Annotated in this window: 24 protein-coding genes, 1 pseudogene and 1 riboswitch; of the genes and pseudogenes, 12 read left to right on the top strand and 13 right to left on the bottom strand. The window is 70.1% G+C overall.

Annotated features, from left to right (window positions below):
* Positions 1-218, top strand: a pseudogene (locus KSNIM_RS18490) (dynein regulation protein LC7); the annotation flags it as partial.
* An 80-nt stretch (positions 219-298) separates the two neighbouring features.
* Positions 299-703, top strand: coding sequence for a hypothetical protein (locus KSNIM_RS18495; RefSeq protein WP_263108011.1), 405 nt, complete (start codon positions 299-301; stop codon positions 701-703).
* 96 nt (positions 704-799) lie between these two features.
* Here the strand turns inward: KSNIM_RS18495 and KSNIM_RS18500 are convergent, their stop codons facing one another.
* Positions 800-1,213, bottom strand: a complete 414-nt coding sequence (locus KSNIM_RS18500) for a DUF4267 domain-containing protein (protein WP_263104320.1) — start codon at positions 1,211-1,213, stop codon at positions 800-802.
* 93 nt (positions 1,214-1,306) lie between these two features.
* Here KSNIM_RS18500 and KSNIM_RS18505 point away from each other — a divergent pair, with 93 nt between their 5' ends.
* On the top strand, positions 1,307-1,891 hold the full coding sequence (locus KSNIM_RS18505; RefSeq protein ID WP_263104321.1) for a TetR/AcrR family transcriptional regulator: 585 nt from the start codon (positions 1,307-1,309) through the stop codon (positions 1,889-1,891).
* Between the two features lie 46 nt (positions 1,892-1,937).
* Here the strand turns inward: KSNIM_RS18505 and KSNIM_RS18510 are convergent, their stop codons facing one another.
* From KSNIM_RS18510 to KSNIM_RS18530, 5 genes are all read right to left on the bottom strand, one after another.
* Entirely contained in the window at positions 1,938-2,804 is an 867-nt protein-coding gene (locus tag KSNIM_RS18510; protein ID WP_263104322.1) for an AraC family transcriptional regulator, read from the bottom strand.
* Between the two features lie 377 nt (positions 2,805-3,181).
* Complete coding sequence (locus tag KSNIM_RS18515) at positions 3,182-5,593, bottom strand: non-reducing end alpha-L-arabinofuranosidase family hydrolase (protein WP_263108012.1); 2,412 nt, start codon at positions 5,591-5,593, stop codon at positions 3,182-3,184.
* Positions 5,594-5,910: 317 nt separating this feature from the next.
* The gene (locus tag KSNIM_RS18520) at positions 5,911-8,541 is read right to left on the bottom strand and encodes an RICIN domain-containing protein (protein ID WP_263104324.1); all 2,631 of its coding nucleotides are present in this window, start codon (positions 8,539-8,541) and stop codon (positions 5,911-5,913) included.
* 249 nt (positions 8,542-8,790) lie between these two features.
* A complete protein-coding gene (locus tag KSNIM_RS18525) occupies positions 8,791-9,000 on the bottom strand; it encodes a hypothetical protein (RefSeq protein ID WP_263104326.1) in 210 nt (69 codons plus the stop codon).
* 29 nt (positions 9,001-9,029) lie between these two features.
* Positions 9,030-9,428 (bottom strand): hypothetical protein, encoded by a 399-nt coding sequence (locus KSNIM_RS18530; protein ID WP_263104327.1) that lies wholly within the window; start codon positions 9,426-9,428, stop codon positions 9,030-9,032.
* A 201-nt stretch (positions 9,429-9,629) separates the two neighbouring features.
* Here KSNIM_RS18530 and KSNIM_RS18535 point away from each other — a divergent pair, with 201 nt between their 5' ends.
* Positions 9,630-10,043, top strand: a complete 414-nt coding sequence (locus tag KSNIM_RS18535; protein ID WP_263104328.1) for a winged helix-turn-helix domain-containing protein — start codon at positions 9,630-9,632, stop codon at positions 10,041-10,043.
* Positions 10,044-11,930: 1,887 nt separating this feature from the next.
* On the opposite strand, the gene KSNIM_RS18540 is transcribed toward KSNIM_RS18535, so the two are convergent.
* The 3 genes from KSNIM_RS18540 to KSNIM_RS18550 form a co-directional block, all read right to left on the bottom strand.
* A complete protein-coding gene (locus KSNIM_RS18540) occupies positions 11,931-12,632 on the bottom strand; it encodes an alpha/beta hydrolase (protein WP_263104329.1) in 702 nt (233 codons plus the stop codon).
* Between the two features lie 76 nt (positions 12,633-12,708).
* Complete coding sequence (locus KSNIM_RS18545; RefSeq protein ID WP_263104331.1) at positions 12,709-13,686, bottom strand: TauD/TfdA family dioxygenase; 978 nt, start codon at positions 13,684-13,686, stop codon at positions 12,709-12,711.
* 124 nt (positions 13,687-13,810) lie between these two features.
* A complete protein-coding gene (locus KSNIM_RS18550) occupies positions 13,811-14,308 on the bottom strand; it encodes an ATP-binding protein (protein WP_263104332.1) in 498 nt (165 codons plus the stop codon).
* Positions 14,309-14,532: 224 nt separating this feature from the next.
* On the opposite strand from KSNIM_RS18550, the gene KSNIM_RS18555 reads away from it, so the two are divergent.
* On the top strand, positions 14,533-15,255 hold the full coding sequence (locus tag KSNIM_RS18555; protein WP_317634032.1) for a DUF5919 domain-containing protein: 723 nt from the start codon (positions 14,533-14,535) through the stop codon (positions 15,253-15,255).
* A complete protein-coding gene (locus KSNIM_RS18560; RefSeq protein ID WP_263104334.1) occupies positions 15,242-15,709 on the top strand; it encodes an NUDIX hydrolase in 468 nt (155 codons plus the stop codon). The genes KSNIM_RS18555 and KSNIM_RS18560 overlap by 14 nt, the downstream gene beginning before the upstream one ends.
* A 347-nt stretch (positions 15,710-16,056) precedes the next feature.
* On the opposite strand, the gene KSNIM_RS18565 is transcribed toward KSNIM_RS18560, so the two are convergent.
* Positions 16,057-16,458 (bottom strand): DUF5994 family protein, encoded by a 402-nt coding sequence (locus KSNIM_RS18565; RefSeq protein WP_263104335.1) that lies wholly within the window; start codon positions 16,456-16,458, stop codon positions 16,057-16,059.
* Positions 16,459-16,760: 302 nt separating this feature from the next.
* Here KSNIM_RS18565 and KSNIM_RS18570 point away from each other — a divergent pair, with 302 nt between their 5' ends.
* On the top strand, positions 16,761-17,186 hold the full coding sequence (locus KSNIM_RS18570) for a CBS domain-containing protein (RefSeq protein WP_263104336.1): 426 nt from the start codon (positions 16,761-16,763) through the stop codon (positions 17,184-17,186).
* A gap of 77 nt (positions 17,187-17,263) precedes the next feature.
* Here the strand turns inward: KSNIM_RS18570 and thiC are convergent, their stop codons facing one another.
* Complete coding sequence (gene thiC / locus KSNIM_RS18575) at positions 17,264-19,075, bottom strand: phosphomethylpyrimidine synthase ThiC (RefSeq protein ID WP_263104337.1); 1,812 nt, start codon at positions 19,073-19,075, stop codon at positions 17,264-17,266.
* A riboswitch (TPP riboswitch) is annotated at positions 19,070-19,204 on the bottom strand. Its footprint overlaps the gene before it by 6 nt.
* Positions 19,205-19,300: 96 nt before the next feature.
* Between thiC and KSNIM_RS18580 the strand changes: the two genes are divergently transcribed.
* The gene (locus tag KSNIM_RS18580) at positions 19,301-19,504 is read left to right on the top strand and encodes a hypothetical protein (RefSeq protein ID WP_263104338.1); all 204 of its coding nucleotides are present in this window, start codon (positions 19,301-19,303) and stop codon (positions 19,502-19,504) included.
* Positions 19,505-19,663: 159 nt separating this feature from the next.
* Entirely contained in the window at positions 19,664-21,133 is a 1,470-nt protein-coding gene (locus KSNIM_RS18585; RefSeq protein WP_263104339.1) for a flotillin family protein, read from the top strand.
* 119 nt (positions 21,134-21,252) lie between these two features.
* Here the strand turns inward: KSNIM_RS18585 and KSNIM_RS18590 are convergent, their stop codons facing one another.
* Positions 21,253-22,233, bottom strand: a complete 981-nt coding sequence (locus KSNIM_RS18590) for a hypothetical protein (protein ID WP_263104340.1) — start codon at positions 22,231-22,233, stop codon at positions 21,253-21,255.
* A gap of 77 nt (positions 22,234-22,310) precedes the next feature.
* Positions 22,311-23,039, bottom strand: a complete 729-nt coding sequence (locus tag KSNIM_RS18595; protein WP_263104341.1) for a VC0807 family protein — start codon at positions 23,037-23,039, stop codon at positions 22,311-22,313.
* Positions 23,040-23,250: 211 nt separating this feature from the next.
* On the opposite strand from KSNIM_RS18595, the gene KSNIM_RS18600 reads away from it, so the two are divergent.
* The 3 genes from KSNIM_RS18600 to KSNIM_RS18610 all read left to right on the top strand — a co-directional run.
* A complete protein-coding gene (locus KSNIM_RS18600; protein ID WP_263104342.1) occupies positions 23,251-24,261 on the top strand; it encodes a 3-oxoacyl-ACP synthase III family protein in 1,011 nt (336 codons plus the stop codon).
* On the top strand, positions 24,258-24,998 hold the full coding sequence (locus tag KSNIM_RS18605) for a glycosyltransferase family A protein (RefSeq protein WP_263104343.1): 741 nt from the start codon (positions 24,258-24,260) through the stop codon (positions 24,996-24,998). Before KSNIM_RS18600 ends, KSNIM_RS18605 begins: the two co-directional genes overlap by 4 nt.
* A gap of 11 nt (positions 24,999-25,009) precedes the next feature.
* The coding region (locus tag KSNIM_RS18610) for an AMP-binding protein (RefSeq protein WP_263104344.1) at positions 25,010-25,379 on the top strand (370 nt) is incomplete at its 3' end.

The raw sequence follows: 25,379 nt of genomic DNA on the forward strand, positions 1-25,379 counted from the left end.
TCGGCCTCGCCCGCCGGGCCGGCCAGGCCACCGGCAAGGGCCTGCTGCACCGGACGGTCGCGCAGTTCAGCCACGGCTACGTGGTCGTCCAGCCGATCGGCCGGATGGGCCTGATGACCGTCCTCGGCGACTCCGGGATGGACATCGCCCGTCTGCACACCGAGTCGCAGGCCGCCGCCGACCGGATGGACCGCCTGCTGGCCGCACCGCAGCCCTGACGGGCCGTCCGACCGGAGCACCACCGCACCACTCGACCACCAGAAGGAGCACCGTGAGCACACCACAGGGATTCCAGAGCATGTCCGACCGGGTGAACGCCCTGGTCAAGGGCCTCCGCGCGGAGGTACCCGAGTGCCTGGCCTCGGGGATCATCGACATGTCCACCGGCATGCTGCTGTCCGTCGAGACGGTCGACTCGCACCCGCCGGAGGTCCTCGACATGCTGGCCGCCGCCACCCTCGACCTCTTCCAGGGCCGCAACGTGGTGATGATCGAGGGCATCTTCAAGGAGCGGCGCGGCGTGGTGAGCGACCGCCACTACTTCCAGGAGATCCTCGTCAACAGCGACAACCTGGCGCACCTCTTCCTCCGGGTGGACAGTGCCGACGACATCGTCGCCGTCGTGGTCTGCCGCAACACCGTCAACGTCGGCATGCTCTTCGCCCAGTCCCGCCGGGTGCTGAAGGACCACGGCCGGCTCTGAACCGGGGCGCGGCCCTCGCCGGCACGTGCGCCGGGTCCGGGGATCCCCCGCCTTCGGGGGCCCGGACCCGGCGCACGGTGCTTCTCGCGGCAGGTGTCACTCGGTGGCGGGCTTCGCGGCCGGGCGGGTGCTGCTCTCGGTCAGCAGCATGACGGCGGCCAGCAGGACGACCAGGGAGGCCGAGACGTGGATGCCCAGCGCGGTGGCGACGGATCCGCCGTGGGTGACGACGGCGAACGCGTCGCCCAGCGGCAGGATCACGTCGATGAGGATCACCCAGCCGAGCACCCGGCGCTGGCCCAGCCCGAGCAGCAGAAACACGGTCGAGGCCACGGCGAGGTCGCGGAAGCCCTTCACCGCGTAGTAGCCGCCCGCGTTGCCCTGCGGCCAGGGGTCGATGCCGAAGCCGGGGGCCGCGCCACCGGGGTTGAGCAGGAAGTTCAGCCCGAAGAACAGGACGGTGGCGCCGGTCAGCGCGGCCAGTGCGGTGGTGATGTGACGCCTGGTCATGGATCCCCCAACGGATTGTCCTAGCGGTGCTAGATCTGAGATCGATGCTAGACCTAGCGGCGCTCAGATGTCTAGCAGTGCTAGGATCGGCCTATGGCAGCACAGCAGCGCCGGGAGCGCGAACGGGCGGAACGGCACCGGCTCATCATCACCGCGGCCCGTGAACTCGCCGAGGCGGAGGGCTGGGGCGCGGTCACCACCCGTCGCCTCTCCGAGCGGGTCGAGTACAGCCAGCCGGTGCTCTACAGCCACTTCAAGGGCAAAGACGCAATCGTCGCGGCCGTGGCCGTCGAGGGCTTCGAGGAACTGGCCACCGCCCTGCGCCGCGCCCGGGCCGACCACCCGGACGCGCGCGCGGGGCTGCGGGCCCTCGCCTACGGGTACCTGGAGTTCGCCCGGGCCAGGCCTGCGGTCTACGCAGCGATGTTCGTCCGCGAGACCGACATCGAGTTCGGCACCGAGGCGACCCCGGCCCCCCTGAAGGCCGCCTTCGGCGAGCTCCACGGCGCGGTCGCGCCCCTGGCCGCCGCCCGCGGCGCCGACCCGGAGGCCTGCACCGAACTCTTCTGGAGCGCGCTGCACGGCCTGGCCACCCTCACCGAGGGCAGCAGGCTCCGCCCCGGCGCCCATCGCACCCGGGTCGACCTGCTGATCGACCTCGTCACGGCGGGCACCTGACGTACGGCGGCCCCGGCCCGCCACCGACGGGCCGCCCGACGGCCGCTCAGGACGTCGTCCGCTCCACCGGGATCCACAGCTGACTGGTCGATTCGGACCAGTCGGCCGTCGGCCGGGTGCGGAGGATCTCCGGGCCCGGGCGGCTGGCATACGGGTTGGAGGGGAACCACTCGGTGAAGATGTCCCGCCAGAGGTACTGGAGGGCCTGCGGGAAGGGGCCGGTGTTCTCGAAGACGGCCCAGGTGCCGGCCGGGACGGTGAGGACGTCGAGGTCCTCGGGAGCATCGGCGCCGGTCACCACCGCGTGGTGGTAGTCCAGCAGGACGCCCTCCTCCCGGCTGTCGGAGAGGTGCACGACCGCGGAGACGATGCCCTCGGGCTCCTGGTCCGACAGCTCGGTGATGCGCCGCACGGTCTCCGGGGGGATGCCCCGGATCATCTCGGCGATGTGCGGGTTCACCCCCTCGTGGACCAGGGGGACGCGGGCCGTCCGGCCGACGACCCGGAACTCGCCCTTCTCGACGATCCGGTACTTCATGGTGCTGCTCCCTTCGACGACGAGTCGGAAGGACATCCGGGGCTGCGAGTGCAGGGCGGCACCCGTCCGCCTGGCCTCACCGGGGCCGACGCCGTGCATCGCACGGAACGCCCGCGCGAACGCCTCGGCCGATCCGTAGCCGTGGCGTACGGCGATCTCCAGCAGGGTCCGCTCGCCCGCGAGCACCTCGGCCCCCGCGACGGTGAGCCGCCGGCGACGGATGTACTCCGACAGCGGGATCCCGGCGAGCGCGGAGAACATCCGCCGCAGGTGGTACTCGGACGTCAGCGCGGTGCGGGCCAGCTCGGCCGCCTCGATCCGCCGGTCGAGGTGCGTCTCGATGTACGCCATGACCTGGTTCAGCCGTTCCAGCACTCCCCTCCCCTTCCCTTCCGACCACCACCGTAGGAAGGGGCGGTCCCTCCCGACCCGACAATCCGTGCCCGTTCCGGTCGGGTGCCGGAGGGTCTCCCGCCTCCACGTCGGCGCGATCCGCTCGTCAGTACGGAAGCAGGACAGCGGTGTCGAGGGTGGAGCCGACACGACCCGCAAGCGGGCGTCCGCGGTGGCGTCGTCGCAGTCGGGTCCTACCCGCGATGAGAGTCCACGGAAGCGGGGAACCCCAGCCGACGCACGGCTGGGGTTCCCGGGGCGGTGGGTGTCGGTCACCAGGTGGAGCCGCCCCTGCCGTGACGTGCTCGTTCACGTGCCGGCATGGCGCACCCGGTGGTGATCACCGTGGGTGGGGCGGGTCAGTGCTGCAGGGTGAGGACGCCCGGCCGGTACGGCAGTCGGTCGTAGGGGCCGCTCGCGGTGGGGGACTTGCCCTGGTAGAGGAACTGCAGGTTGCAGGGGTCGATGGTCATGGTCTGGTCGGGGTTGCTGCGGACCAGGTCGCCGTGGCTGATGTCGTTGGTCCAGGTGGCACCGCTGTTGGCCTTGCCCGCGAAGGGGTTGCTCTCGCTGGCGGCCTGCGGGGTCCACGTGCCGTTCAGGCTGGTGGCGGTGAAGGAGCGGAAGTAGCGCCCGTTCGCCCCCTGCGCTTCGACGATCATGAGGTACTGGTTCCGGTCCTTGACCTTGTAGACCTGCGGCGCTTCGAACAGGTTGTTCGTGGTGTCGCTCATGACCGTCGTGTAGGAGGAGCCGAAGTTGCCCGGGAAGTTCCCGATCGGCATGCTCGCCCGGTAGATGCTGCCGTTGTCACCGGCGAAGAACAGGTACATGTTCTGGCCGTCGGCGATCAGGGTCTGGTCGATCGGGCCGGTGCCGGAGCCGGGGATGCTGCCGGTGAACAGCGGCTGCGGCGCGGACCAGCCGTTGGGGTTGGTGGGGTCGCTGGAGGTGCGGTAGATGAACGGCCACTGACCCCACTGGTAGGCCAGCACCCAGATGTTCTTGGGCGCGAAGTAGAACAGCGTGGGCGCCACCGCGGCCTGGCCCATCCCGCTCTGCCCGGCCGACGCCATGTCCGACCAGTTCGTGAACGGGCTGAACATCATCGAGCCGTACGACGAGCCCGACACGTTCGAGCCGTAGACCAGGTGCTTGCCCTTGTACACGACGTTCGTGAAGTCCTTCACCGACGCCCACCCGTTCGCCGGCTGCGCCAGCGCGCCCGTGGAGGACCACCGGTAGCTCGACGGAAGGGCGCACGTGCCGCCCGGCGCGGGCGTTGTCGGGGTCGGGGTCGGAGCCGGGGTGGGCGACCCGGACGACCTGAAGGTCCAGTGCTGGTTGGCGGCGCCCCAGGAGTCCCAGATCTGGACGGCGGTGCCGTTGGCGGTCTGGTTGCCGGGGGTCTCCAGGGCCCGGCCGCTGGCGACGTTGATGAGGGTGAAGGAGCCGTCGCCGTTCTGGGCGGCCTTCCAGCGCTGGTTGGCGCCGCCGTTGTTGTCCCAGACCAGCAGCTTGGTCCCGTTGGCGGTCTGGCCGCCCGGCTCGTCCAGGACCCGGCCGCTGGCGACGTTGGTCAGGGTGTAGGAGCCGTCGCCGTTCTTGGTGGCCTTCCACTGCTGGTTGGCGGCGCCGCTGGCGTCCCACACCTGGAGCGGGGTGCCGTTGCCGTTCTGCCCTGCGGGCTGGTCGAGAACACGTCCGGCGGCACCCACCGCGGAGAGCGTGTAGACGGTGCCGGAGTTGATGCCGCCGCCCGGCTTACCGCCGCCGGCGCTGCCCAGAGTGGTGAGTACGGTGTTGTAGGCCGGCTTCTTGTTGCCGTTGTTGTCGAACAGCAGCGCGTTCTCGCCGGTGCGCCAGGAGTCCCTGTCGCGGATGCCCCACACCGTGATGCCGGTGCAGCGCGCGACGGCGAGGCAGTCCTTGACGGTGTTGTCGTATGCCCCGGCGGACGCCTGGGCGATGTCGAGCTCGGTGATCTGGACGTCCACGCCGAGCGCGGCGAAGTTGGACAGCGTGGTCTGGAAGCTGGCCGGGGGGCCGCCGGCACCGAAGTGGCTCTGGAAGCCGACGCAGTCGATGGGCACACCGCGGGACTTGAAGTCCTTGACCATGGTGTAGACGCCCTGGGTCTTGGCGTCGGTCCAGTTCTCGATGTTGTAGTCGTTGTAGCAGAGCTTGGCCGAGGAGTCGACGCTCCGGGCGGTGCGGAAGGCCTCCTCGATGAAGCCGTTGCCCAGCACGTTCTGGAACACCGAGCTGCGGTGCTGGCCGCTGCCGCCGTCGGCGAAAGCCTCGTTGACCACGTCCCAGGCGTAGATCTTGCCCTTGTAGTGGGTCATCTCCTGGGTGATGTGGTTGTTCATCACGCCGCGCAGGGTGTTGGCGTCGTTGATGGAGGAGACCCAGTTGGGCAGTTGGGAGTGCCAGACCAGGGTGTGGCCGCGCATGCGCTGGCCGTGCGCGGAGGCGTGGCTGACGATCGAGTCGGCGGCGGCGAAGTTGAACGACCCGCGGGATGGCTCGATGGCGTCCCACTTCATCTCGTTCTCCGGGGTGATCATCTTGAATTCCCGGTCGAGAATGGTGGAGTACGTCGAGTCGCCGAGCCTGCCCGTCGGCACTGCCGTGCCGAAGTAGCGGCCGCTGACGGCCGCTGCGTCGGCGAGCACGGTCGGCGTCCCGGCGTCCGAGGTGAACGCGGCCTGGGCGACCAGCGGTACGGCTGCACCCGCGGCGGCGAGCGCCACGGCGGCGGCGATCAGGCGGCGGGTTGGCCGCCGGCGGCGATGAGAGCGGTTCTGATCTGGCAACGACTTGTCCCTCTGGCGCAGTGGGCCTTGGTGTTGGCCACGGTTACCTGCCAGTTGCCTCCACGCGCACAAAGGTTGCCGTGATCGGGAGAACTATTTCGTCGAGCCCGAGATCGGCACGGCCCTCATCCCGTCGGGGCTAAGCCCCTGACCGCGAGGGCGCCCGCGGCGTTCCCGGCGTCGGCGCGATGGGTGTCGTCCTTGGTGTTCCGTCAGACGCGGCGGGGCCGCAGGCTGTTCGGCCTGCGGCCCCGCTCAGGGGGTCGGGATCAGGAGGGGTCGCCGTACTGGAGACCGCGACCGTTGGTGCCGATGTACACGCGGCCGTAGGTGTCGGGGTCACCGGTGACGATGCGCTGGCCGGCGAAGTTGCCCCACTGGTGGGCGTCGTCGTTGATCCGGACCCAGCTGGCGCCCTGGTCGGTGGAGCGGAAGACGCCGGCGACGCCCTTGACGGTGCCGATCAGGTACAGCGCCTGGTACGAGGTGCCCGGTGCGGCCTTGCCGAAGCCGACGGCGGAGGCGGACTCCACCGAGGACAGCTTGGTGAAGCTGCGGCCGCCGTCGGTGGAGTGCAGCAGACCCGTGCCGTCGCCGGCGTGCCACAGGTCGCCCGCGACGCCGGGGACGGCGCTGAGCTTGCCGCCCGGCAGGTTGCCGGCGCGGGCGGTGAAGTTCGCGCCGCCGTCGGTGCTGGCGTAGAGCGTGCCGTTGTTCAGCGAGTAGAAGGTGTTGGCCGAGGACCGGTCGGCGACGACCACGGCATCGTTGCCGAGGCCGTTGACCTTCGACCAGCTCGCGCCCCGGTCGGTGGAGCGGTACGGGGCCTGGCCGGCCTCGGTCCAGACGAAGCTGGAGCCGTCCGCCGCGATCGCGATGCGGCCGCTGTCCGCGCTGGGCACCGGCTCGCCCTTGAAGCCGTTCCAGGTATGGCCGCCGTCGGTGGAGAGGGCGCCGTCCTGCTTGCCGCCCCGGCCGACCCGGACCACCAGCGAGGGGGTGGACTGGGCGTAGTCGACGGAAGTGCTGTTGTAGATCTCCGGGTTGGTCAGCCGCCCGGTGGGCTCCTTCGTCAGGTCGTCGTACACGAAGCCGCCCTGGTCGCCCAGCGAGGTGATGAGGGCGGCGGCCCCGGGCGGGGAGACCGCGTCGTAGTACGCCGTCTCCTCCAGCCCGCGGGCTCCGATGAACCAGTGGCTGGTGCCGCCGTTGTCGGTCGCGTTGGCGTCCTTGCTGGCCCAGATGCCGTTGCCGGTGCCGTACATCACGTGCCCGGAGTCGAACGGGTCGATGCTCAGCGCGGTCATCCAGTGCCCGATCCCGGTGCCGAGGTACGGGGCGATGGAGGCGTCCCGCACGGACCTGTCGGACTGGGTCTTCCAGCTCGCACCGCCGTCGGTGCTGCGGTAGACCTCGTCCTGCGGCCACCAGCGGTCCAGCGTGGTGACCATCACCGTGGACGGCTTCTGCGGGTCGACGGCCAGACCGGCGAACCCGTAGCCGCCCTGGGACGGCGAGATGTTCTTCCACGCCCCGCCGGAGGTGTTGTACTTCCACACCGAACCCGCCGTCACGCCGTTGGGCCCGGGGGCGTTGCTGTACGTCAGGTACAGCGAGCCGTCACCGGAGAGCACGCCGTGCTGCGGCACCTGGCCGGTGGGCTGCCCGGAGACGGCCTGCCAGGTGTTGCCGCCGTCGGTGGAGCGGTACAGGTTGGTGGACCGGTCGGCGACGCCGACGTAGATCGTGTTGCTGCCGGCCGGGCCGTAGGTCACGAAGGAGATGCCGGTGCCGAAGCTCGCGCCGTTCTTGACCGGGAACGAGGAGACCTGGTTCCAGGTCTGGCCGTGGTCGGTGCTGCGCCACAGGCCGTTCTTGCGGGTGCCCAGCAGCAGGGTGTCGTGGTTCGCGGGGTCGATCACCAGGCGCTCGCCCGCCCCGCGGCCGTCCTCGTTGCCGCCCAGCTTGAACGGCAGTTCGGTGCGCTGGAAGGTGCGGCCGCGGTCGGTGGAGCGCAGGATCGCGCCGTTGCCGGCCCAGTCGTTGGTGTAGGTGCCGGCCGCGAGGTAGAGCCGGTCCGGGTCGACCGGGTCGGTGGCCAGCGACTCGATGCCCAGCAGGTTCCAGTCCTTCTGACCGACCCAGTCGGTGAGCGGTATCCACTGCTCGGCGCCGGTGTCCCAGCGGTACGCGCCACCCATGTCGGTGCGCGCGTACAGCAGGCCCTTCTCCTTCTGGTTGAAGACCAGGCCGGTGACGTAACCGCCGCCCGCCACCGGGGCGTTCCGCCACACGTACGATCCGGACCCGGTCTGCGCACCGCCGCTGTCAGCCACCTTCACCAGCTTCCACTGCTGGTTGGCACCACCCCACCCGGGCCACTGGATGATCTGCGCGCCCTGGTCCGTGGAGTTGCCCGTGACGTCCAGGACCTGACCGCTCTTGCGGGAGGTGAAGGTGACGGCGTCGGAACCGCTCACACCGTCGATCCGCCACTGCTGGGACGCTGAGGAGCGATACGTCTGCTGCTCGGCGGCAGCCGCCTGGCTGGTCGAGTCGCCCGCTATGCCCAGCACCTTGCCGCTGTTGCGGTTCACCAGCTCGTAGTAGCCGTCCCCGGTGGACTTCAGACTCCACTGCTGGTTGGCGGTGTTCTGGTCGGTCCACTGCTGGATCCGCGTGCCGTCGGCGGTGGAGAAGGCGTTGACGTCCAACGCCTTGCCGCTGCGTACCGAAACCAGCCTGTAGTAGGCACCGCCGTCGACCGTCGCGGCCTGGGAGTCCTCGTGTACGAACACGAAGTACGACCCGACGGTGAGGGACACACCGAGCGCCAGAGCGGTGGCGCTCAAACGACGGCGGTGGCGCCCGCGGCGCCCGCCGTTCGGGAGGTTGCTCATGGGTAGACGTTCTCCTTGCGAACTGTGCACGAGGGGAGGCGGATCGGGACACCGGAACTGGCCGGATCCACTTCCTTGTGGTCACAGGCTCCGCAAAGGGTTGCCGCGAGCCGGGAACTTCTTCTGGGCAGCCCGAAACCAGCGCATTCGCGGCCTCACGACGGGCCAGGGCGAGCGCACCGGCCGCGTACGGCAGCCACGGCCAGGAGGTCAGCGGCCCCGAGTCGGGGACCGGGGTGGAGAGGTTCATCAGGTCACGTCCAGGGTGTAGAGGAAGCCGAAGAGGGCTTGCTGCAGGTTCAGGAGGTCCACGCCGGAGGTGATCGGCGGGTAGCCGTGTTCGGTGAGGACGGCCGCGAGGTCGAGGACCAGGCCTCGGGAGAAGCGGGGGTCGTCATCCGGCCCGGGCAGCGGATAGATCGCCGGGGCCGGGGCCGGGCCCGCAGACGAGGAGTCCACGGGCCCGACGACACGGGCGGGGCGGGCGGTCACGACGCGGCGACGGGCTCAGCGGTGGACGCCTTGGCCTTCGGCGCGGAGGCCGCAACGGCGGGGACGGCCGGGACCAGGGCCGCAGCGCGGTAGGCGACACCGGACTGAACCTGACCGTTGAAGAGGTTCGCCCACGGGGTGGCGGTCAGGCCGACCGGGCGCACGATCACACCGGGCACGAGACCGGCGTCGAGACCGGTCTCCGGCACGGTCACCTTGATCAGCTGAGCGGTCGCCTCGAACGTCTCCAGGAGCTGGACCGTGTAGAGGTTCACGCCGGTCTCCCGGTCGGTGGCGACCTGCCCGGTAGCGGCGTCGGCGAACTTCGGCACCGGCGGCACGGCCACCATGTGGGTCGTGCCGGACAGGTCGGGGCGGATGGTGATACGGGCCATGAGGACTCCAGGTGGGAGGTGGAGGGGCCGGAGGACACCGAACCCCGCTAGACCGCTAAGCGGTGCTAGGTGTGTTGCAGCACGGTCCGGGCGATCACTGTCAAGCAGACCTAGCAGTGTGGCGAGTGTGATTGTGCCGAGCAGCGGGAAATTTCAGGCGCCACAAGGCTTGGGTGTGCTAGCGGGGGCTACCCTGGCGGCATGAACCGGAGAAGCGACGAGGAGCGCGCGCCCTACCAAAAGGCCGCCGACGCCCTACGCCAGGACATCGCCGAAGGCCGCCTGAAGGCCGGCGACAAGTTGCCCGCCCTCTCGGAGATCGAGAAGCGGTTCAACATCGCCAACATGACCGCCCGCAGCGCGGTCCGCGTCCTGCGCGAAGAGAACCTCGTCTACGCCGTCCAAGGTGTCGGCACGTTCGTGCGCGCCACACCCCGGCCGGAAGCCGCCGCCGAGCAGGCCAAGGCGGGCGGCGAAACCATCGAGGTATCCGCCGCCGACCTCGCCAAGATCACTGATCTGGTCACCGGACTTGCCACCCAGGTTCAGCAGCTCCAGGAACAGCAGGAGCAGTTTCGGAGGCAGCTGGCGCAATTCGAGCAAACCTCTCGCTGAGCCGGGCCATTTCGTCGTTGAGGTCGGCCACCTGACCGCCGATCCGAGCCAGCATTTCCATGAGACGGCTGATATCGCCGTGCATCAGATTCCTTCCCCCGCATGTCGAAGTTGCTTCGCTCGCCTGCACTAAACCCTGCAAAACTCACCACTTTTCTCCCCAAGCCCCCGCACTGTCGGCAACAAATCCGCAACGGGCGCCGGTGAGAAAACCGGTTAGTTCCGCGCCCTGCCGCCCGGCCGACTAGCCGAGTGGTGAGAACGCCGGCAGAGGCGGTGAGTTCGGGCGACCCGCCGCCAACCAGGCCGGACCCAGGTGGCGAGAAGGACCCGCGGCCGGTTGACTACGACACTCAACCCCGCACACCTTGACGGATTCCTTGATGAATCCACCTCGGTCTACAACGTTTCGATAACCCCTCCCATCAAGCTGTCGTGACCGATCCGTGATCAAGCCATCAAGGTGAGCCAGGCCCGCAGGCCAGCGGCCATCAAGGTTCACCATGCCGCCGACGGCAGCGCGAACGCACACTCGGGTCGGCCAGATCCCGCAAGGCGGGAGAAGCGTTCCTCCCGATCCCGCTCCGCGGAATCCATCGCACATGCAACTCACAGTGCACCCCGATTCACGATTTGGTTCGGCCGGGAATTCCGGGTAGAGGCCCCTGCCGACCAGTACGCCCTGCACAGCCTGTGGACAGAATCCGCCAACCCTTCCCTCATATCCGACATGCCCCTATTCCTCCCATTCCGTCCATCTGGCCCAGCAGGCAACCTCCATAGATGGCGGGAAATCGGCTGGTGTGACCGGTCGGCCCAACTTCTTTCAGTGACCCGCGTGGACCCACCGTCCGGCCGGCAGGGCCCGACGCATCGAGCCGACCTTGCGCTAGGCCACAGCCCTCCACTTGGGGATCACTCATACAGGTGTCCGCGAGCGCATCCGTGTGACATGTCGGCCGAGTCCCCTTTGGTGTGGCGCGCACCTGGTGCGGGCCGGTGTAAAAGCCTCTCCATCCGCCCTAAGTCCGGCCGGAGTGCCGATTCAGACATCGAGCCCCGAAGCGTTACCAGTTCGTGACCAAGCTCGGTCGAGTCCAGCCAGCGACCAGCGAGCGGTAAGGGCTTGGCCAGGTCGAGCAGTTGAAGCCGAGTCCCCGAGCGATCGGTGGGTGAACAGTGAAGGACAGAGCGGCGACCAGGCCGCCGACAGACCATCAGGACAACAAGAAGCAGCAGGCGCATGGCCAGCAGCAGACGGCCCGGATCAAGGTCAACGGGAGGGTCGGGGGAAGGCGTGTTCAAAGTTTCATTACTGGATCAAGGGCGGCCCGACAGAGGCGGGCCGCGCGCCGCCGCGTCGCCGCCCGTCGCTCCTGTCTAGCGCCCCGCTTTGGGCGGCCCCGCTGGCGGCGCAACAGAACACCTGGCGGTCAACAGGGTCCAGGAGAAGCCGGACAAGCTGTCCGGCCCTGCCGGGGCAGGTCCAGGCCGATGGTTGCTCGCCGTTCGTCCGGGCTCCCCGCTGCTCGATGATCCGGGGCGGACGGAACCCGTCAAGCCCGCACCGCTCGCCACCGATGGCCAAGTGCAGGCCCGTACGTGCGGGCTTGACCGAACCCGCCCGCCCCTACTCTCGGCAGCTGTCGGGGAGCCCGGCCGGAGTGGTCCCCCGCCTGCCCGTTCTTGACCGCCAGTCGTGCGCACCTCTCCCACCATCGATGACCTCCCGTCATAAACCCGTTCCAAGGCATGTCGAAGGCCCCGATACCATCGGCATCAGGGTTGTCTGAACAGAAGCCCGAGCCGGACCACCCCGCTCCCGCCAAGGTCAAGGGTGGTCCGGCTGCTATGGAGTTCTACGGGCCGTGCTGGGCCCAGGCGGCGCTACGGAGTGCAGAGCTCGACGACCCGCCGTCGGTCGTCCGGGTGCTCGGCGAGCCAGAGCCCCAGCGTGTGTTGCGAGTCGGGGAACATGAGCCGGTCGAAGGTCGCCCGCTTGCGAAGCGCGGCTTCGATGCGGAAGGTGACCCCGGGCGGAATCACCGAATCCTGGTCGGGAACGATCAGCACGGCGCGACCCGTGTACCGCGCGTAGGTGTCGAAGACCGGGCTTTCCCGCCAACTGTGGGGCGCGCGGATGAGCTCGGTGAAGCCGGAGCCGAACGGGACCTTCCACGCCTCGGCCCCGTACGCGGCCGGCGCTCCGAGAACGATGGTGGTGACGCGCTCGCCCAGGTGCTCGACCAGGTCGGCGATGGTCTGGCCGCTCATGCTGAACCCGACCAGCGTCACCGGCCCGTCAGGCACGAATTCCTCGATGACGCTGCGGGCTTGCAGGAACCGGCGCTCCAGGCTCAGCAATTCCAATCTTCCGGTGCTCTGGCCGTGGCCGGAGAAGTCGAAGGCCAGAGAGTGGAACCCGGCCTTCGCGAAGTCTTGTGCGAGCGGAAGGTTCCGCTGCTTGCTGCCGGTTCCTGCCCCGTGCATGATCACCACACGCTCGGGCCTCTCGTTGCATGCCGGAGTGTAGGCGGTACAGCTCAGTTCTTCGCCGTCGGCGTGGTGGACAAAGTCCCTGTGTGCCAAGGCTCCTCCTAGGGTCGTGGGCAGGCGGCCCGCCTCAGCCGATCGAAGCAGGCCGCCGCCCGTGTCGAGGCGAGGATCAGGCCGAAATCGCCCGGCTCGTCACGCTCTCGCGCCGCGCGCTGGACTGCCGCAGGTCACTCGCGAAGCACAGCCGCGAGAGCCACCGGGACTCGCCGGGCGGCAACGGCTGGTACGCGTCCCTGGCGTGCGCGGTCGTGTAGTTGTTGACGTAGACGTAGTCGCCGCTGCCCAGCGTCAGCGTGACCTTGCGCGTCTCGAAGTGGGCGAGCAGCTTGGTCAGCACCGCCCGCTCCCAGCCCATGAGCGCCGACCAGTCGAGGGCCGCGAAGTTCACCCGCACGTAGGGCCGGTCCTTGCGGCCGAAGAACACGGGCTGCCGTTCCTCGATCACCACCCCCGTGGTGTAGTGGATCGGGTTGTGCCCGATCTTGAACCGCGGCTCGAAGAGGAACTCGATCTCGTCAGCGTTCAGGACCTCGGCGACACCGTCGATGCTGGAGACCGTGGTGCCGGCCTTTTCGTCGTTGCGCATGCAGGCCAGGCCGAGGAAGTCAGGCCGGGTGGGGTGGAAGGCGTCCTCGATATGGAACCCGAAGTCGTGCGCGCTGCCGGAGCTGGAGTTGGGGATCTCCGCCAGGTCCGGAATCGGCACGATCGAGTTGAAGCACGAACCGCCACGCTGGGAGGTGTAGCCGATCGCTTCACCCAGCAGCGAGCCGTACAGGGCGTGGAGGATCTGGGCGTCGTTGAGCCTGAAGCCCGGCTGTTCCTCGACGTAGGTGGTCGGGGTCGGCCCGGGGCCGTCGGCCAGCACAGGGCTGCCGGTGACGTACAGGACCGAGTCCTTCTCGTACCGCTTGAAGTCGTAGAACGTACGACGGACCCGGGACGGCAGATCGTGTGACAAGACGTGCGCTCGGTCCAGCAGGGCGTACTGCTCGGTCAGCTCCGGATCGGTGCTGAGCCCGTCGAGCAGCGCCCGGACTTCGCTCGCCTCACCCTTGGTGAGCGCGAGTTGGTGGATGCTGGTCATTGCGGTGCCCCTTTCGATGAAGGTGGGAACGCAGGTGGTGTCGGCCATCGCTCGGTGGAATGGGGTTGGCCGGCACCGTCCGCCCTTCCGGCGGTCCTGCCGGTTCGGGCGGAGTCTTGGAGGTTCAGGCCGAGCGCGTCAGGTGATCGGCGGCCTGGGCGTGAGCAACCTGTACGAGGAGCGCGAGGCGGCTGTCTCGTGCCACCTGTTGGTCGGCGGCGCACTCGAACCAGACGACCTTCCCCGCCCCTTGCGGGTACCAGCCCCAGGAGTGGGCGAGATTCTCGACCAGCAACAGGCCCCGACCGCCCGTGATCGGGTCGGGTGCCGCGCCAGAGTCGGGCAAACGGAGACTCGCATCCGCGACCTCGACCCGCAGCCGCTCACCCGTCCAGCGGACCTTGACCCGGCAGCGCTGACCGGTGTGCTCGATGGCGTTAGCGAGCACCTCGCTCGCGCACAGCTCAACATCGCGCAAAGCGTCGTCCGACAGCGGGATCTTCCAGAAGCGGGCAATCTCCAGGATCGAGCGGCGGGCCGCGGGAACGGCGGAGAAGTCCGGTTCAACGTTCCACTCGTGCGGTACCGGGAACGACGCCGTGTTTGTCGGACTGATCAGCACGGCCAACCCCCTCCAGCTGTCGGTAAGCGTGATCGTCCAGCGAGCGCATGCTCACATTGAGCTGACTCTCGATCACACTCCGATACTGGGCTGCACATCAGGCCGTTCCCACCGCGTTTCCAGGACGTTTGGGACGCCTCGCCGTTATGGTTCGTCCCGTCCCTCATGGACCGCGGAGGCGAACTATGAACCACGGTCTTCGCCGCGCATTGGCGAGTGCCAAGATGACCGAAGTACAGCTCGCAGAGGCATGCGGCGTCGACGGCAAGACCGTCAGCCGATGGATCGCCGACCCCAGCCGCATCCCCCACGCCCGGCACCGATGGGCAGCCTGCGAGGCGTTAGGTGAGGAGGAAGCCGCCTTGTGGCCCACTGCCGTCCGCTCAGCACTCAAGACCGGACCCGACCGGGAGGTCGTCCAGGTCTTCCCGTACCGGTCGGCCGCACCGGCTTCGCTCTGGCGTTCGCTCATCACCAAGGCACAGCACGAGCTGACCTTCGCGGGTTACACCAACTACTTCCTGTGGCTTGAGCAGGCCAACCTCGCCGGAGCACTGCGCCGCAAGGCGCAGACCGGGTGCCGGGTCAGATTCTTGATCGGCGATCCCGACAGCCCCACCACCAGGGCGCGCGAAGCTGAGGAGGGCGTTCCGCTCACTCTCTCCACCCGTATCGCGGTGACCATAAGCGAGTTGGATCGGCTCCGCGAGGTCGGCAACATCGAGGGCCGCTTCGAGACCGGTCACGTGAACCTGTCCGTCTTCCGCTTCGATGACGAGATGATCGTGACACCAATCCTCGCCCGCAGAGTCGGCCACGACTCGCCGATGATGCATCTGCGGCGTACCCAGGCCGACGGTATGTTCGACCGGTTCGCCGACCACGTCGAAGAGCTGTGGAGCCGTGGACGGAACATCTGGGAGGTGGCTCAGAGTGGCCAGGCGTGACTACGAAGACGACCCGAACGCACCCGAGCCCAACAGCCTGGTTCCCGCGGCTTCCGTGGTCGTAGTGGACGAGGCCGGCCGCATCTTGCTCCAGCGGCGGACGGACAACGGCATGTGGGCACTGCCCGGCGGAAAGATGGAGCTGGGCGAGTCTCTCGCAGATTGCGGCATCCGGGAGACCTACGAAGAGACCGGTATTAACGTCGAGATCACCGGCATCGTGGGCACCTACACCAACCCTGGCCACGTCTTCGCGTACGACGACGGCGAAGTCCGCCAGGAGTTCTCCATCTGTCTGCTTGCGCAGCCCACCGGTGGAACGCTGCGTGCGTCCGACGAGTCGTTCGAGGTGGCGTGGTTCAGCCCAGAGGACGTGGATGACCTGCCCATGGTTCCCAGCATCCGGAAGCGGATCAACGACTGGCGGTCCGGACAAGGCCCCGCCGTCCGGTAGCTCAAGCAGCACAACAAAGGGCCCCGGCTTCCGACGCGTATCGCAATGGAAGTCGGGGCTCTCGTCATGCTGTGCTGACCAGCGATGTTGGCATAGGTGAAGCGAGTTGTGACAGAAGTAAAGCCCAAACTTGGGCGCCAAATCGACAACCCGCGAGGAGCCTAGGTCAGGGCCAGGTTACCGGCCTCGATAAAGCTCCATGAAACGCGCCTTCCTGTCCTCAACAGCCGCCTCGTCGTGCTCCGGCGCGGCCTCGCCGATGCCGGACTTCTCATTGATGCTTCTGCCGATCTCCATCGAGGACGGCTCCAGCCGTGAATCGGGCCGGGCGCGATGACGGACGTCGGTCAGCCGAGCAGGAGTTCTGCTGCCGGGGTGTGGTTACCGGTCGATGAGGCTCCGGCCATCGCCGAGGCTGCCGTCTCCGGGGCGGTGCCGGGTGGTACGACCAGCAGCAGGAAGTGGTCCTGGAACCCCCGCGTGACACTGATCGTCGCGTCGCTGCCGGCGAACCAGTTAATTCTGACCATCACACCGTTCACCAGGACGGACTGGGGCACACGGTCCCAGGCCGAGGTGTCGAGGCCGACCCGGACGATGCGTCCGAAATGGGCGCCGAGCGCGGTGATCAGGTCCGGCAGCTCGGCGAGGACGTGGTGCGAGCGGGGCCACCAAGCCCCGTCGAAGACGCCCTCCCGCGTCATGGTCGGTTCCAGCAGCAGGCGCGGCAGCAGCGGGGCTCCGGGCACCGACCACGGCTCGGAAGAGGAAGGTACGGGGAGAGGGATCGGCATCACGAGGGGCCGCCCGTCCGGTCCACGAGGGACCAATCATGACCCAGGGCGACGCCGGCGCTGATGCCGGTATGCGGAATGTCCTCGGTTGCCTCCCACGGTACTCCGCAGCGGTCTTCCCCGGGCCGCCCGCCACAGGAGTAGCCTCGAAGACATCCAGGGCATCCCGCATTCCGGTACCCGTTCCGGCTTCGTTCTGGGTGAATGACGGCCCGGCGGCCCCGAACGGGCGGCCGGAGACGGGAACGGTGGACACCGTGACCGCTCACCCTCCGCAGTCGGCACGGCTCGGCCACGGCCTCACGGTCGCCGACGCCATGGATCCCTGCGAATACCAGATAGCCGATGACAGCACCGTCGACCAGGCCAACGACATCTTCCACAGCGCCCACGTGGAGTACCTGCTCGTCCGCGACCACAACGGCCGGTGCGAAGGACTGGTCACCCGCACCGGACTCCACCCCTTCCTGACCCGCTCCTGGTACACCGAGCGAACCGCGATCAGCACCACCGCGCACCAGCGCGGACCGTTCACGTGGCCGACCATGGGCTTGGCCCTGGCCACGATCGCGATGCGGATCAAGCGCCTGACGGTCTGGCCCGTCGTCGACGAGGACGGCTACCTCCTCGGCGTGCTCACAGCGGACCGCGCCACCGACCTCCTCGCCGTCACGCCCATGTGACCCCTCGCGCTGAGCCGAAGCGCTGCCCTGGGAAGCCCCCTCCGCCTCCCCAGGACAGCGCGGTCAGCGGTCCGCCGTCAGTCGGCCAGCGGCAGGTAGACCCGGTTGCCCTGGGCCGCGAACTCCTCCGACTTTGCCTTCATGCCCTCCACGGCCTCCGCGTCGTACTCGGGCTCAGGGGCACCGTTGCCGTACTTCTCTGTGATGGTTCGACTGATCTTCATCGAGCAGAACTTCGGACCGCACATGGAGCAGAAGTGCGCGGTCTTGGCCGGCTCGGCGGGCAGCGTCTCGTCGTGGAACTCGCGGGCGGTCTCCGGGTCGAGGGCCAGGTTGAACTGGTCCTCCCAGCGGAACTCGAAGCGGGCGTCGGAGAGCGCGTCGTCCCAGGCCTGGGCGCCGGGGTGGCCCTTGGCGAGGTCGGCGGCGTGGGCGGCGATCTTGTAGGTGATGACGCCGGTCTTCACGTCGTCCCGGTTGGGCAGGCCCAGGTGCTCCTTGGGCGTGACGTAGCAGAGCATGGCGGTGCCCCACCAGGCGATCATCGCGGCGCCGATGCCCGAGGTGATGTGGTCGTAGCCGGGGGCGACGTCCGTGGTGAGCGGGCCCAGCGTGTAGAAGGGCGCCTCGTCGCAGATCTCCTTCTGGAGGTCCATGTTCTCCTTGATCTTGTGCATCGGGACGTGGCCCGGGCCCTCGATCATCACCTGGACGTTGCGCTCGCGGGCGATCCGGCCGAGCTCGCCGAGCGTCTGCAGCTCCGCGAACTGGGCCTCGTCGTTGGCGTCCGCGATCGACCCCGGGCGCAGGCCGTCACCGAGCGAGAAGGTGACGTCGTACGCGGCGAGGATGTCGCAGAGCTCCTCGAAGTTGGTGTAGAGGAAGTTCTCCTGGTGGTGCGCCAGGCACCAGGCGGCCATGATCGAGCCGCCGCGGGAGACGATGCCGGTCTTGCGGCGGGCGGTCAGCGGCACGTACCGCAGCAGCACGCCGGCGTGGACGGTCATGTAGTCGACGCCCTGCTCGCACTGCTCGATGATCGTGTCGCGGTAGACCTCCCAGCTGAGGTCCTCGGCCCGGCCGTCGACCTTCTCCAGCGCCTGGTAGAGCGGCACGGTGCCGATCGGGACGGGCGAGTTGCGCAGGATCCACTCGCGGGTGGTGTGGATGTTGCGGCCGGTCGAGAGGTCCATGACGGTGTCGGCGCCCCAGCGGGTCGCCCAGGTCATCTTCTCGACCTCCTCCTCGATCGAGGAGGTGACGGCGGAGTTGCCGATGTTGGCGTTGATCTTCACCAGGAAGTTGGTGCCGATGATCGCCGGCTCGACCTCCGGGTGGTTCACGTTGACCGGGATGACGGCCCGGCCGCGGGCGACCTCGTCGCGGACGAACTCCGGCGCGAGCCCCTCGCGCAGGGCCACGAACTCCATCTCGGGCGTGATCACGCCCTGCTTGGCGTAGGCGAGCTGGGTGACGGCCGCGCCGGCCCGGCCGCGCAGCGGGCGCCGCGGGCGGCCGGGGAAGACCGCGTCCAGGTTGCGGAGGTTCCCGCCGCGCGGCGCGGTGTGCTTGATGCCGTCGTCCTCGGGGCGGGCCTCGCGGCCGTCGTACTCCTCGACGTCGCCGCGCTGGCGGATCCAGGGGTCGCGCAGGGCGGGCAGGCCGCGCCGCACGTCGGGCTCGTAGGACGGATCGGTGTACGGGCCGGAGGTGTCGTACAGCGGGACGGTGCGGCCGTTGGTGAGGAGGACCTCGCGGTACGGCACCCGGAGGTCGGGCCGGCTGCCCTCGCGGTGGGCCTTGCGCCAGGCCGGGGTCGGGTAGCCGGTGGACGCGCTGCTCACGCCCCGGCCGGAGGCAGACTGCGGCTGTGCTTCAAAGATGGTCATCGGACCCTCTACTCCCTACGCCGGCATTACCCGGTCAGGTTCCTGCGGTCGGCGCAGCGGTCGGTCCGTGTACCACGGATCCTTCAGCGCCCTCTCAGCCCGGTGCTCCGAGCTCCCGTTGGTCACAGGCGGATGCCTGCAACAAGACGTCAACACCGTAGCGGCAGCATCGGGGCAGGTCCAGACGGGTTCCGGCCAGTGGACGGGCGCGGCAGACTGGCCGGCATGGTGGGCGGCACAGGGCGGGTGACCGGGCGGGTCGGGCCGGGACTGGTGGGGGAGGTGATGGTGTTTGTCCCCGAACGGCGCGGGACGGAGGCCTTCCTGGCGCACCCGGCGGTGCCGGGTGAGGAGTTGGCGGTGGGCACCCCGGTGGTGGTCGTGGAGTACCAGCCGCCGCGCACGGTGTACGTCGCGGCGGTCCTTTGACGGAATCTTGACGCACTCCTGGGTGAATCGCGGCCGCCGAGCCCTTCCCCGGCGATCATCACAGGCGCAGAATCTCCTGCTGCCGCCGGTTACCGCGCCTTCCTGCACACCAGAGCGCAGCCACGGGACACCGGCGTGCCCTGAAGGGGGAATCAGCCGATGTTGATCGGCATCGCGGGGGCCGTTGCGGCCTCCATCGTCGTCCTGGTCGTGCTCTTCAAGCTCATGTGGCGGGTCGCCGAGCCGAACGAGGCACTGATCATCTCCGGATCCCGGCACCGTTCCGAAGGAGTCGCGGACGGGCTCGGGTTCCGTATCGTCACCGGGCGCGGCACGCTGGTGCTACCCGGTGTCCAGGTGGTGCGCCGGCTCTCGCTGGACCTCAACGAGGCCGAGCTGGACGTCGAGTGCGTGACGTCGCAGGGCATCCCGGTGCACGTCAAGGGCGTGGTGATCTTCAAGGTCGGCGACGACCCGGTGTCGATCGCCAACGCCGCCCGCCGCTTCCTCGACCAGCAGAAGATGATGGGCCACCGGGTCCACAACGTCTTCGCGGGTCATCTGCGGTCCATCGTCGGCGGGTTGACGGTCGAGGACATGATCCGGGACCGCGAGCGGATGACCGGGGAGACCCGGGCCGCGTCCGGCAGCGAGATGGAGAAGCTCGGTCTGATCATCGACTCGCTGCAGATCCAGGAGATCCTCGACCCGACCGGCTACATCACCAACCTGGCCGCCCCGCACGCCGCCGCGGTGCAGCGGGACGCCCGGATCGCCGCCGCCGAGGCGGACCGCCGGGCCACCGAGGCCGAGCAGGAGGCGTTCGCCCGCAAGGCCGAGGCCACCCGCAACTCGGGCATCCAGCAGGCCGGTTACCAGGCCGAGCTGGAGACGGCGCAGGCCCGGGCGTTCCAGGCCGGTCCGCTGGCGCAGGCCGCGGCCCGGCAGGAGGTCGTCGTCCAGGAGACCAAGGTCGCCGAACTGGAGGCGGACCGCAAGGAGCAGCAGCTGCAGGCGGACGTCCGCAAGCCGGCCGACGCCCGGGCGTACGAGACCCGGACGAAGGCGCAGGCCGACCGCGACGCCCGGATCTCGGCGGCCGAGGCGCTGGCCCGGGAGACCGAGCTGAAGGCGGCGGCCGAGGCGAACCGGGTGAAGATCGCCGCCACCGCGGAGGCGGAGGCCACCAAGGCCCGTGGCCTGGCCTCGGCCGAGGCCACCCGGGCGACCGGCCAGGCCGAGGCGGCGGCCGCGGAGGCGAAGGGCCTGGCGGCGGCCGAGGCGGCCCGTGCGCTCGGTCTGGCCGAGGCGGAGGCGATCAAGGCGCGCGCGTCGGCCCTGGCGGAGAACCAGGAGGCTGTCGTCGCGCAGCAGTTGGCGGAGAACTGGCCGGAGATCGTCAGGGCCGGCGCGGAGGCCTTCGGCAACGTCGAGCACATGGTGCTGCTGAACGGCGCCGAGGGCATGGGCGAGATGATGGCCAAGGCGCTCACCATGGGCGGCACGGGCCTCGGCCTGGCCCGGCAGTTGCTCGCCGCGATGGGCCAGCAGCAGGGTCCGGCCGGGCCGGTGGCCGCCGAGCGCGCGGTGAGCCACGCGATCCCCGTCCAGGAGGGCGCGGAGCACTGAGCACGGCCGCAGCCCGCCCGGCCGCGGTGTGCGGCGGGGCGGGCTGCGGCGTGTCCGGGGCCGGTTGTCCTGGGCGGGTGCCCAGGGGCCGGTGTCCGAGGCCGGGCGCGGTGTCGGGGTCAGGCCCGGTAGGCCTCGGCGAGGGCGGTGAAGACCGCCTTGGGGCGGCGGGCGCCGTCCTCCAGGGCGACCGCGCCGTAGGAGCCGAGGTCGAGGTCGTGGGCCGGGTCGTCCGGGCGGTGCGGGGCGCGGTAGCCGGCCCAGGTGAACCAGAAGGCGGCGTCCACGCCCTCCTGCTCGAAGACCGGCAGCAGCTCCTGCAGGTACCGCACCTGCTCCTGCTCGTCGCGGACGAGGCCGCCGCGCACCGCGGGCGGCTGCACGGTGCGGTCGATGACGTCCCAGCCGATGCCGCCGCGGTCGCCGGCACCGGCGTAGGTGCAGCAGCCGAACTCGGTGACGGCGACCGGCTTGCCGTGGGCGGAGTGGGCGCGCAGCTCGTCGCGGTAGCGGGCGGCGTTGTGGGCGTCTCGGTAGGCGTCGACGGCGACCAGGTCGAAGGGCGTCCAGTCGATCCGCTCCCAGACGCCGGAGGCGTAGGTGATCCGGCCGCCGAACTCGGCACGGCAGGCGGCGGCGGTGTCGGCGAGGAAGGCGTCGAGGCGGGCGGTCACGGCCGGCACGGTCCGCCAGGTCTCGGGGCGGAAGAGGGCGGCGATCCGCTCGCCGAGGTCGGTGCCGGGCAGCAGCCCGTCGGCGAAGAGGGTGAGTTCGCAGCCGAGGACGAGGACGACCTCGGCGCCGGCGGCCCGCAGTCGCTCGGCGCGGCGGGCGCAGTCCAGCAGGACGGGCCGCACCGCCTGCAGGTCCAGGCCGCAGGGGAAGGGCGCGAACCAGACCTCCAGGCCGTGCGCGGCGGCGTGCTCGGCGGCGAGGGCGATCCGCTCCGGGTCGCCGCCGGTGATCCGGACGGCCGTACAGTGCAGCTCCTCGGCGATGGTGCGCATCTCGGCGCGGACCTCGGCCTCGTCGAAGTGCGGCCGGGAGGACTCCCCGTCGGGGGTGAAGCCGGTGTCGTAGTTGATGCCCTTGGCGCGCATGGCGGTCGGTCCCCGTGGTTGTGGTGCGGCGGCTGGCGGTCGGGTGCTCGGTGCAGGTGCTCGGTGCGGTGCCCGGGTCACTCGGCGTCGGCGATGACCTGCTTGGCGATCCGCTCGGCGACCACGTTGCCGGCGAGGACGCCGACGCCGATCGCGGCGACCAGGAAGACGGTGCCGAGCCAGGCCATGGTCTCCACCGGCAGGGTGTAGGCGCCGACGATCCGGGCGATGCACTCGGCGACCAGGACGGTGCCCCAGACGAGCGAGAAGGTGCGCTCCTGGCGGCGGAAGGCGGCCGACCCGGCGGCCGACCCGGCGGCCAGCCGGTCCCAGGCGGCATCCCGGGCGGCGATGCCCTTGACGATGAAGGGCTTCAGGCCGGCGGTCATCAGCGGGCGGCGGCCGAACGCCGAGACGATGATCGAGATGCCGATGATGCTGCTGATCGCGCCGTCCTTGGCGAGCATCAGCCGCGGGTCGCCGCTGATCGCGGAGAGCGCGATGCCGGCGGCGTTGACCACCAGCATGAGCAGGGCGAGCCCGTTGAGGGTGCGCTCGCGGAGCAGTCCGGCGACGGTCCGCACGGCCGGGACGGCGCTGGAGAGTGCCAGCGAGGGCACCAGGCCGAGGCCGAGGGCGCTGTGCGCGGCGAAGTAGACGCCGAGCGGGACGGCCACGTCGACCGCGAGCGGCCTGAGCGCCGCGAGCTTGGTGGCGGTGGCCTCGTTCCGGCCGGCCCGCGCGGTGTCCGCGGTCTGCTTGGTCTGCTCGGTCTGCTCGATCGCCGCGGTGGTGGTGATGGCCATGATGTTCGCTCCCCGTTGTCGGTGGTGCCCTGTTTCCCGATGCCTCGAGAATCCCGTGGACGGGGGGTCGACCGGCAGTGTCGGCCGCACCGGGATCCGCATGACGGATGTCACGGTCGCGCCCCAGCAGGGATGTTGGGGGTGATCGCCGGCCGGTCCTGAGTACGGGTACTCAGGCCGCGGACGTCCGTGCCCCGGCAGCATGGCTGGCATGGACCTTCGATTCGCAAGCGTGGGCATCACCGCGGTGGGTGCCGGTCTGCCCGCCCGGGTGCTGACGTCGCAACAGCTCCAGGACGAGGTGGTGGCCGGCAGCGGACTCCGGCTCCCCGAGCGGATGTTCGAGAAGGCCACCGGCATCGCGACCCGGCGCTTCGCCGCCGACGACGAATACGCCTCCACGCTGGCACTGGCCGCCGCGCGCCGCGCCCTCGACAGCGCCGGCCACCACCCGCTCGACATCGACCTGCTGGTGTACGCCTCCGCCACGCGGGACGTCTGCGAGCCGGCCACCGCGCACCTGGTGCAGGCCGAACTCGGGTCCCGGGCGCACGCGTTCGACGTCGCCAACGCCTGCAACAGCTTCATCAACGGCATCGACGTGGCCCGCGCGATGATCCTCGCCGGACGGGCCCGCCGCGCGCTGGTGGTCACCGGCGAGACGCCGAGCCGGGCGATGCGCCGCGATCCGTCCGGCCTCGCCGACTTCCGGGACGGCTTCGCGGGCTACACCTTCGGCGACGCGGGTGCGGCGGTGGTCGTCGAGCCGGTCGAACGCGGCGGCATCCTCGACGTGGAGACCGAGACTGCCTCCGAGCACTGGGCGGTCGGCGGCATACCGGGCGGCGGCTCGCGCCACCCCCGGGGCGACGAGTACAGCTACTTCCGCGGCGGCGGCAAGGAGTTGCGCGGCGTCTTCGAGAAGATCGGCGGCGACATCCTGACCCGGGTCGTGGCCCGCACCGGCCTCGCTTGGGACGCGTACACGCGGGTGCTGGTGCACCAGGTGACGCTGCCCTACCTGGAGCGCTTCGTCGAACTCACCGGCGTGCCGGCCGAGAAGCTGGTGCTCACCGTGCCGGAGCTCGGCAACGTCGCCAGCGCCACCCTCGGCGTGCAGCTCGACCGGATCCACGGCGAACTCGCCTCCGGCGACAAGGTGATGATGGTCGGGCTCGGCGGGGGCGTCAGCCTGATGACGATGGTCTGGGAGGTGCCGTGACCGCACTCTGGGTGGTCGTCCCCGCGTACCGCGAGGAGGCCCGGATCGGCGGCACCCTGCGCGCCCTGGCGGCGCAGCGGGACACCGACTTCACGCTGCTGGTGGTGGACAACGCCTCCGACGACCGGACGGTCGCCGTGGTCGAGGAGTTCGCCGCCGGCGCGCCCTTCCCGGTGCACGTGCTGGTGGAGCCCGAGAAGGGCGTCGGCTGCGCCGTCGACACCGGCTTCCGGCATGCCATCGCGCACGGCGCCGACCTGCTCGCCCGGACCGACGCCGACTGTCTCCCGGAGCCCGGCTGGACGGCCGCCGCCCGCGCCGGGATGGTCGCCTCCCGCGGCCTGGTCTGCGGCCACATCACCGCCCGCCGCGACGAGCACGGCCCGGTCGGCCGCCGGGTGTTCCGGGCCCTGGTGGCGACCGGTGCGTTCTTCGGCCGGATCCGCCCCGCGCACCACCGCAGGCACGGCTACCTGGTGCCCTACCGGATGCACGCGGGCAACAACATGGCGATCACCGCGGCCCTGTACGAGGCGGTCGGCGGGATGCCGCGCCGCCCCTCGCCGACCGACCGCACCTTCATCAACCGCGTCCGCCGGCACACCACCGCGATCGTGCAGCGGCGCGACATGGTGGTGCAGAACTCCACCCGCCGGATCCGCGCCTACGGGGTGCTCGGCACCGCCCGCTGGTACCTGGAGCGCGGCAGCGGCGGCCGCTCCGTCGACCCCCGATGAAGGAGCCGGACGTGCTCGACCACCTCAGCCGGGTGCTGCGCGAGGGCGCCGACCGCCCGGCCGTCCTCGGCTGCACCCGCAGCGGATCCGTCCGGGTACGGGCCCGCTGCGGCGAGATCGCCGACCTCTCCGACCGGTACGCGGCCGCGCTGCACCACGGCCACGGGCTGGTCGCCGGGGACACCCTGGGCGTCGCCGTCCGGCCCGGCCCGCGCGCCCTCGCGCTGATGCTCGCCGCGCACCGGCTCGGTCTGCGCGCCGCCGTCCTCGACCCGTCCGCCGGCCCCGACGTGCTGCTCGCCCGCCTCGAACTGGCCCGCCCGGCCCTGGTCGTCGCCGACGCCGCCGCGCAGGCCGTGGCCGGCTGGGCCCGCGGCCTGG

Source organism: Kitasatospora sp. DSM 101779 (assembly GCF_025655475.1).
Lineage (GTDB): Bacteria > Actinomycetota > Actinomycetes > Streptomycetales > Streptomycetaceae > Kitasatospora.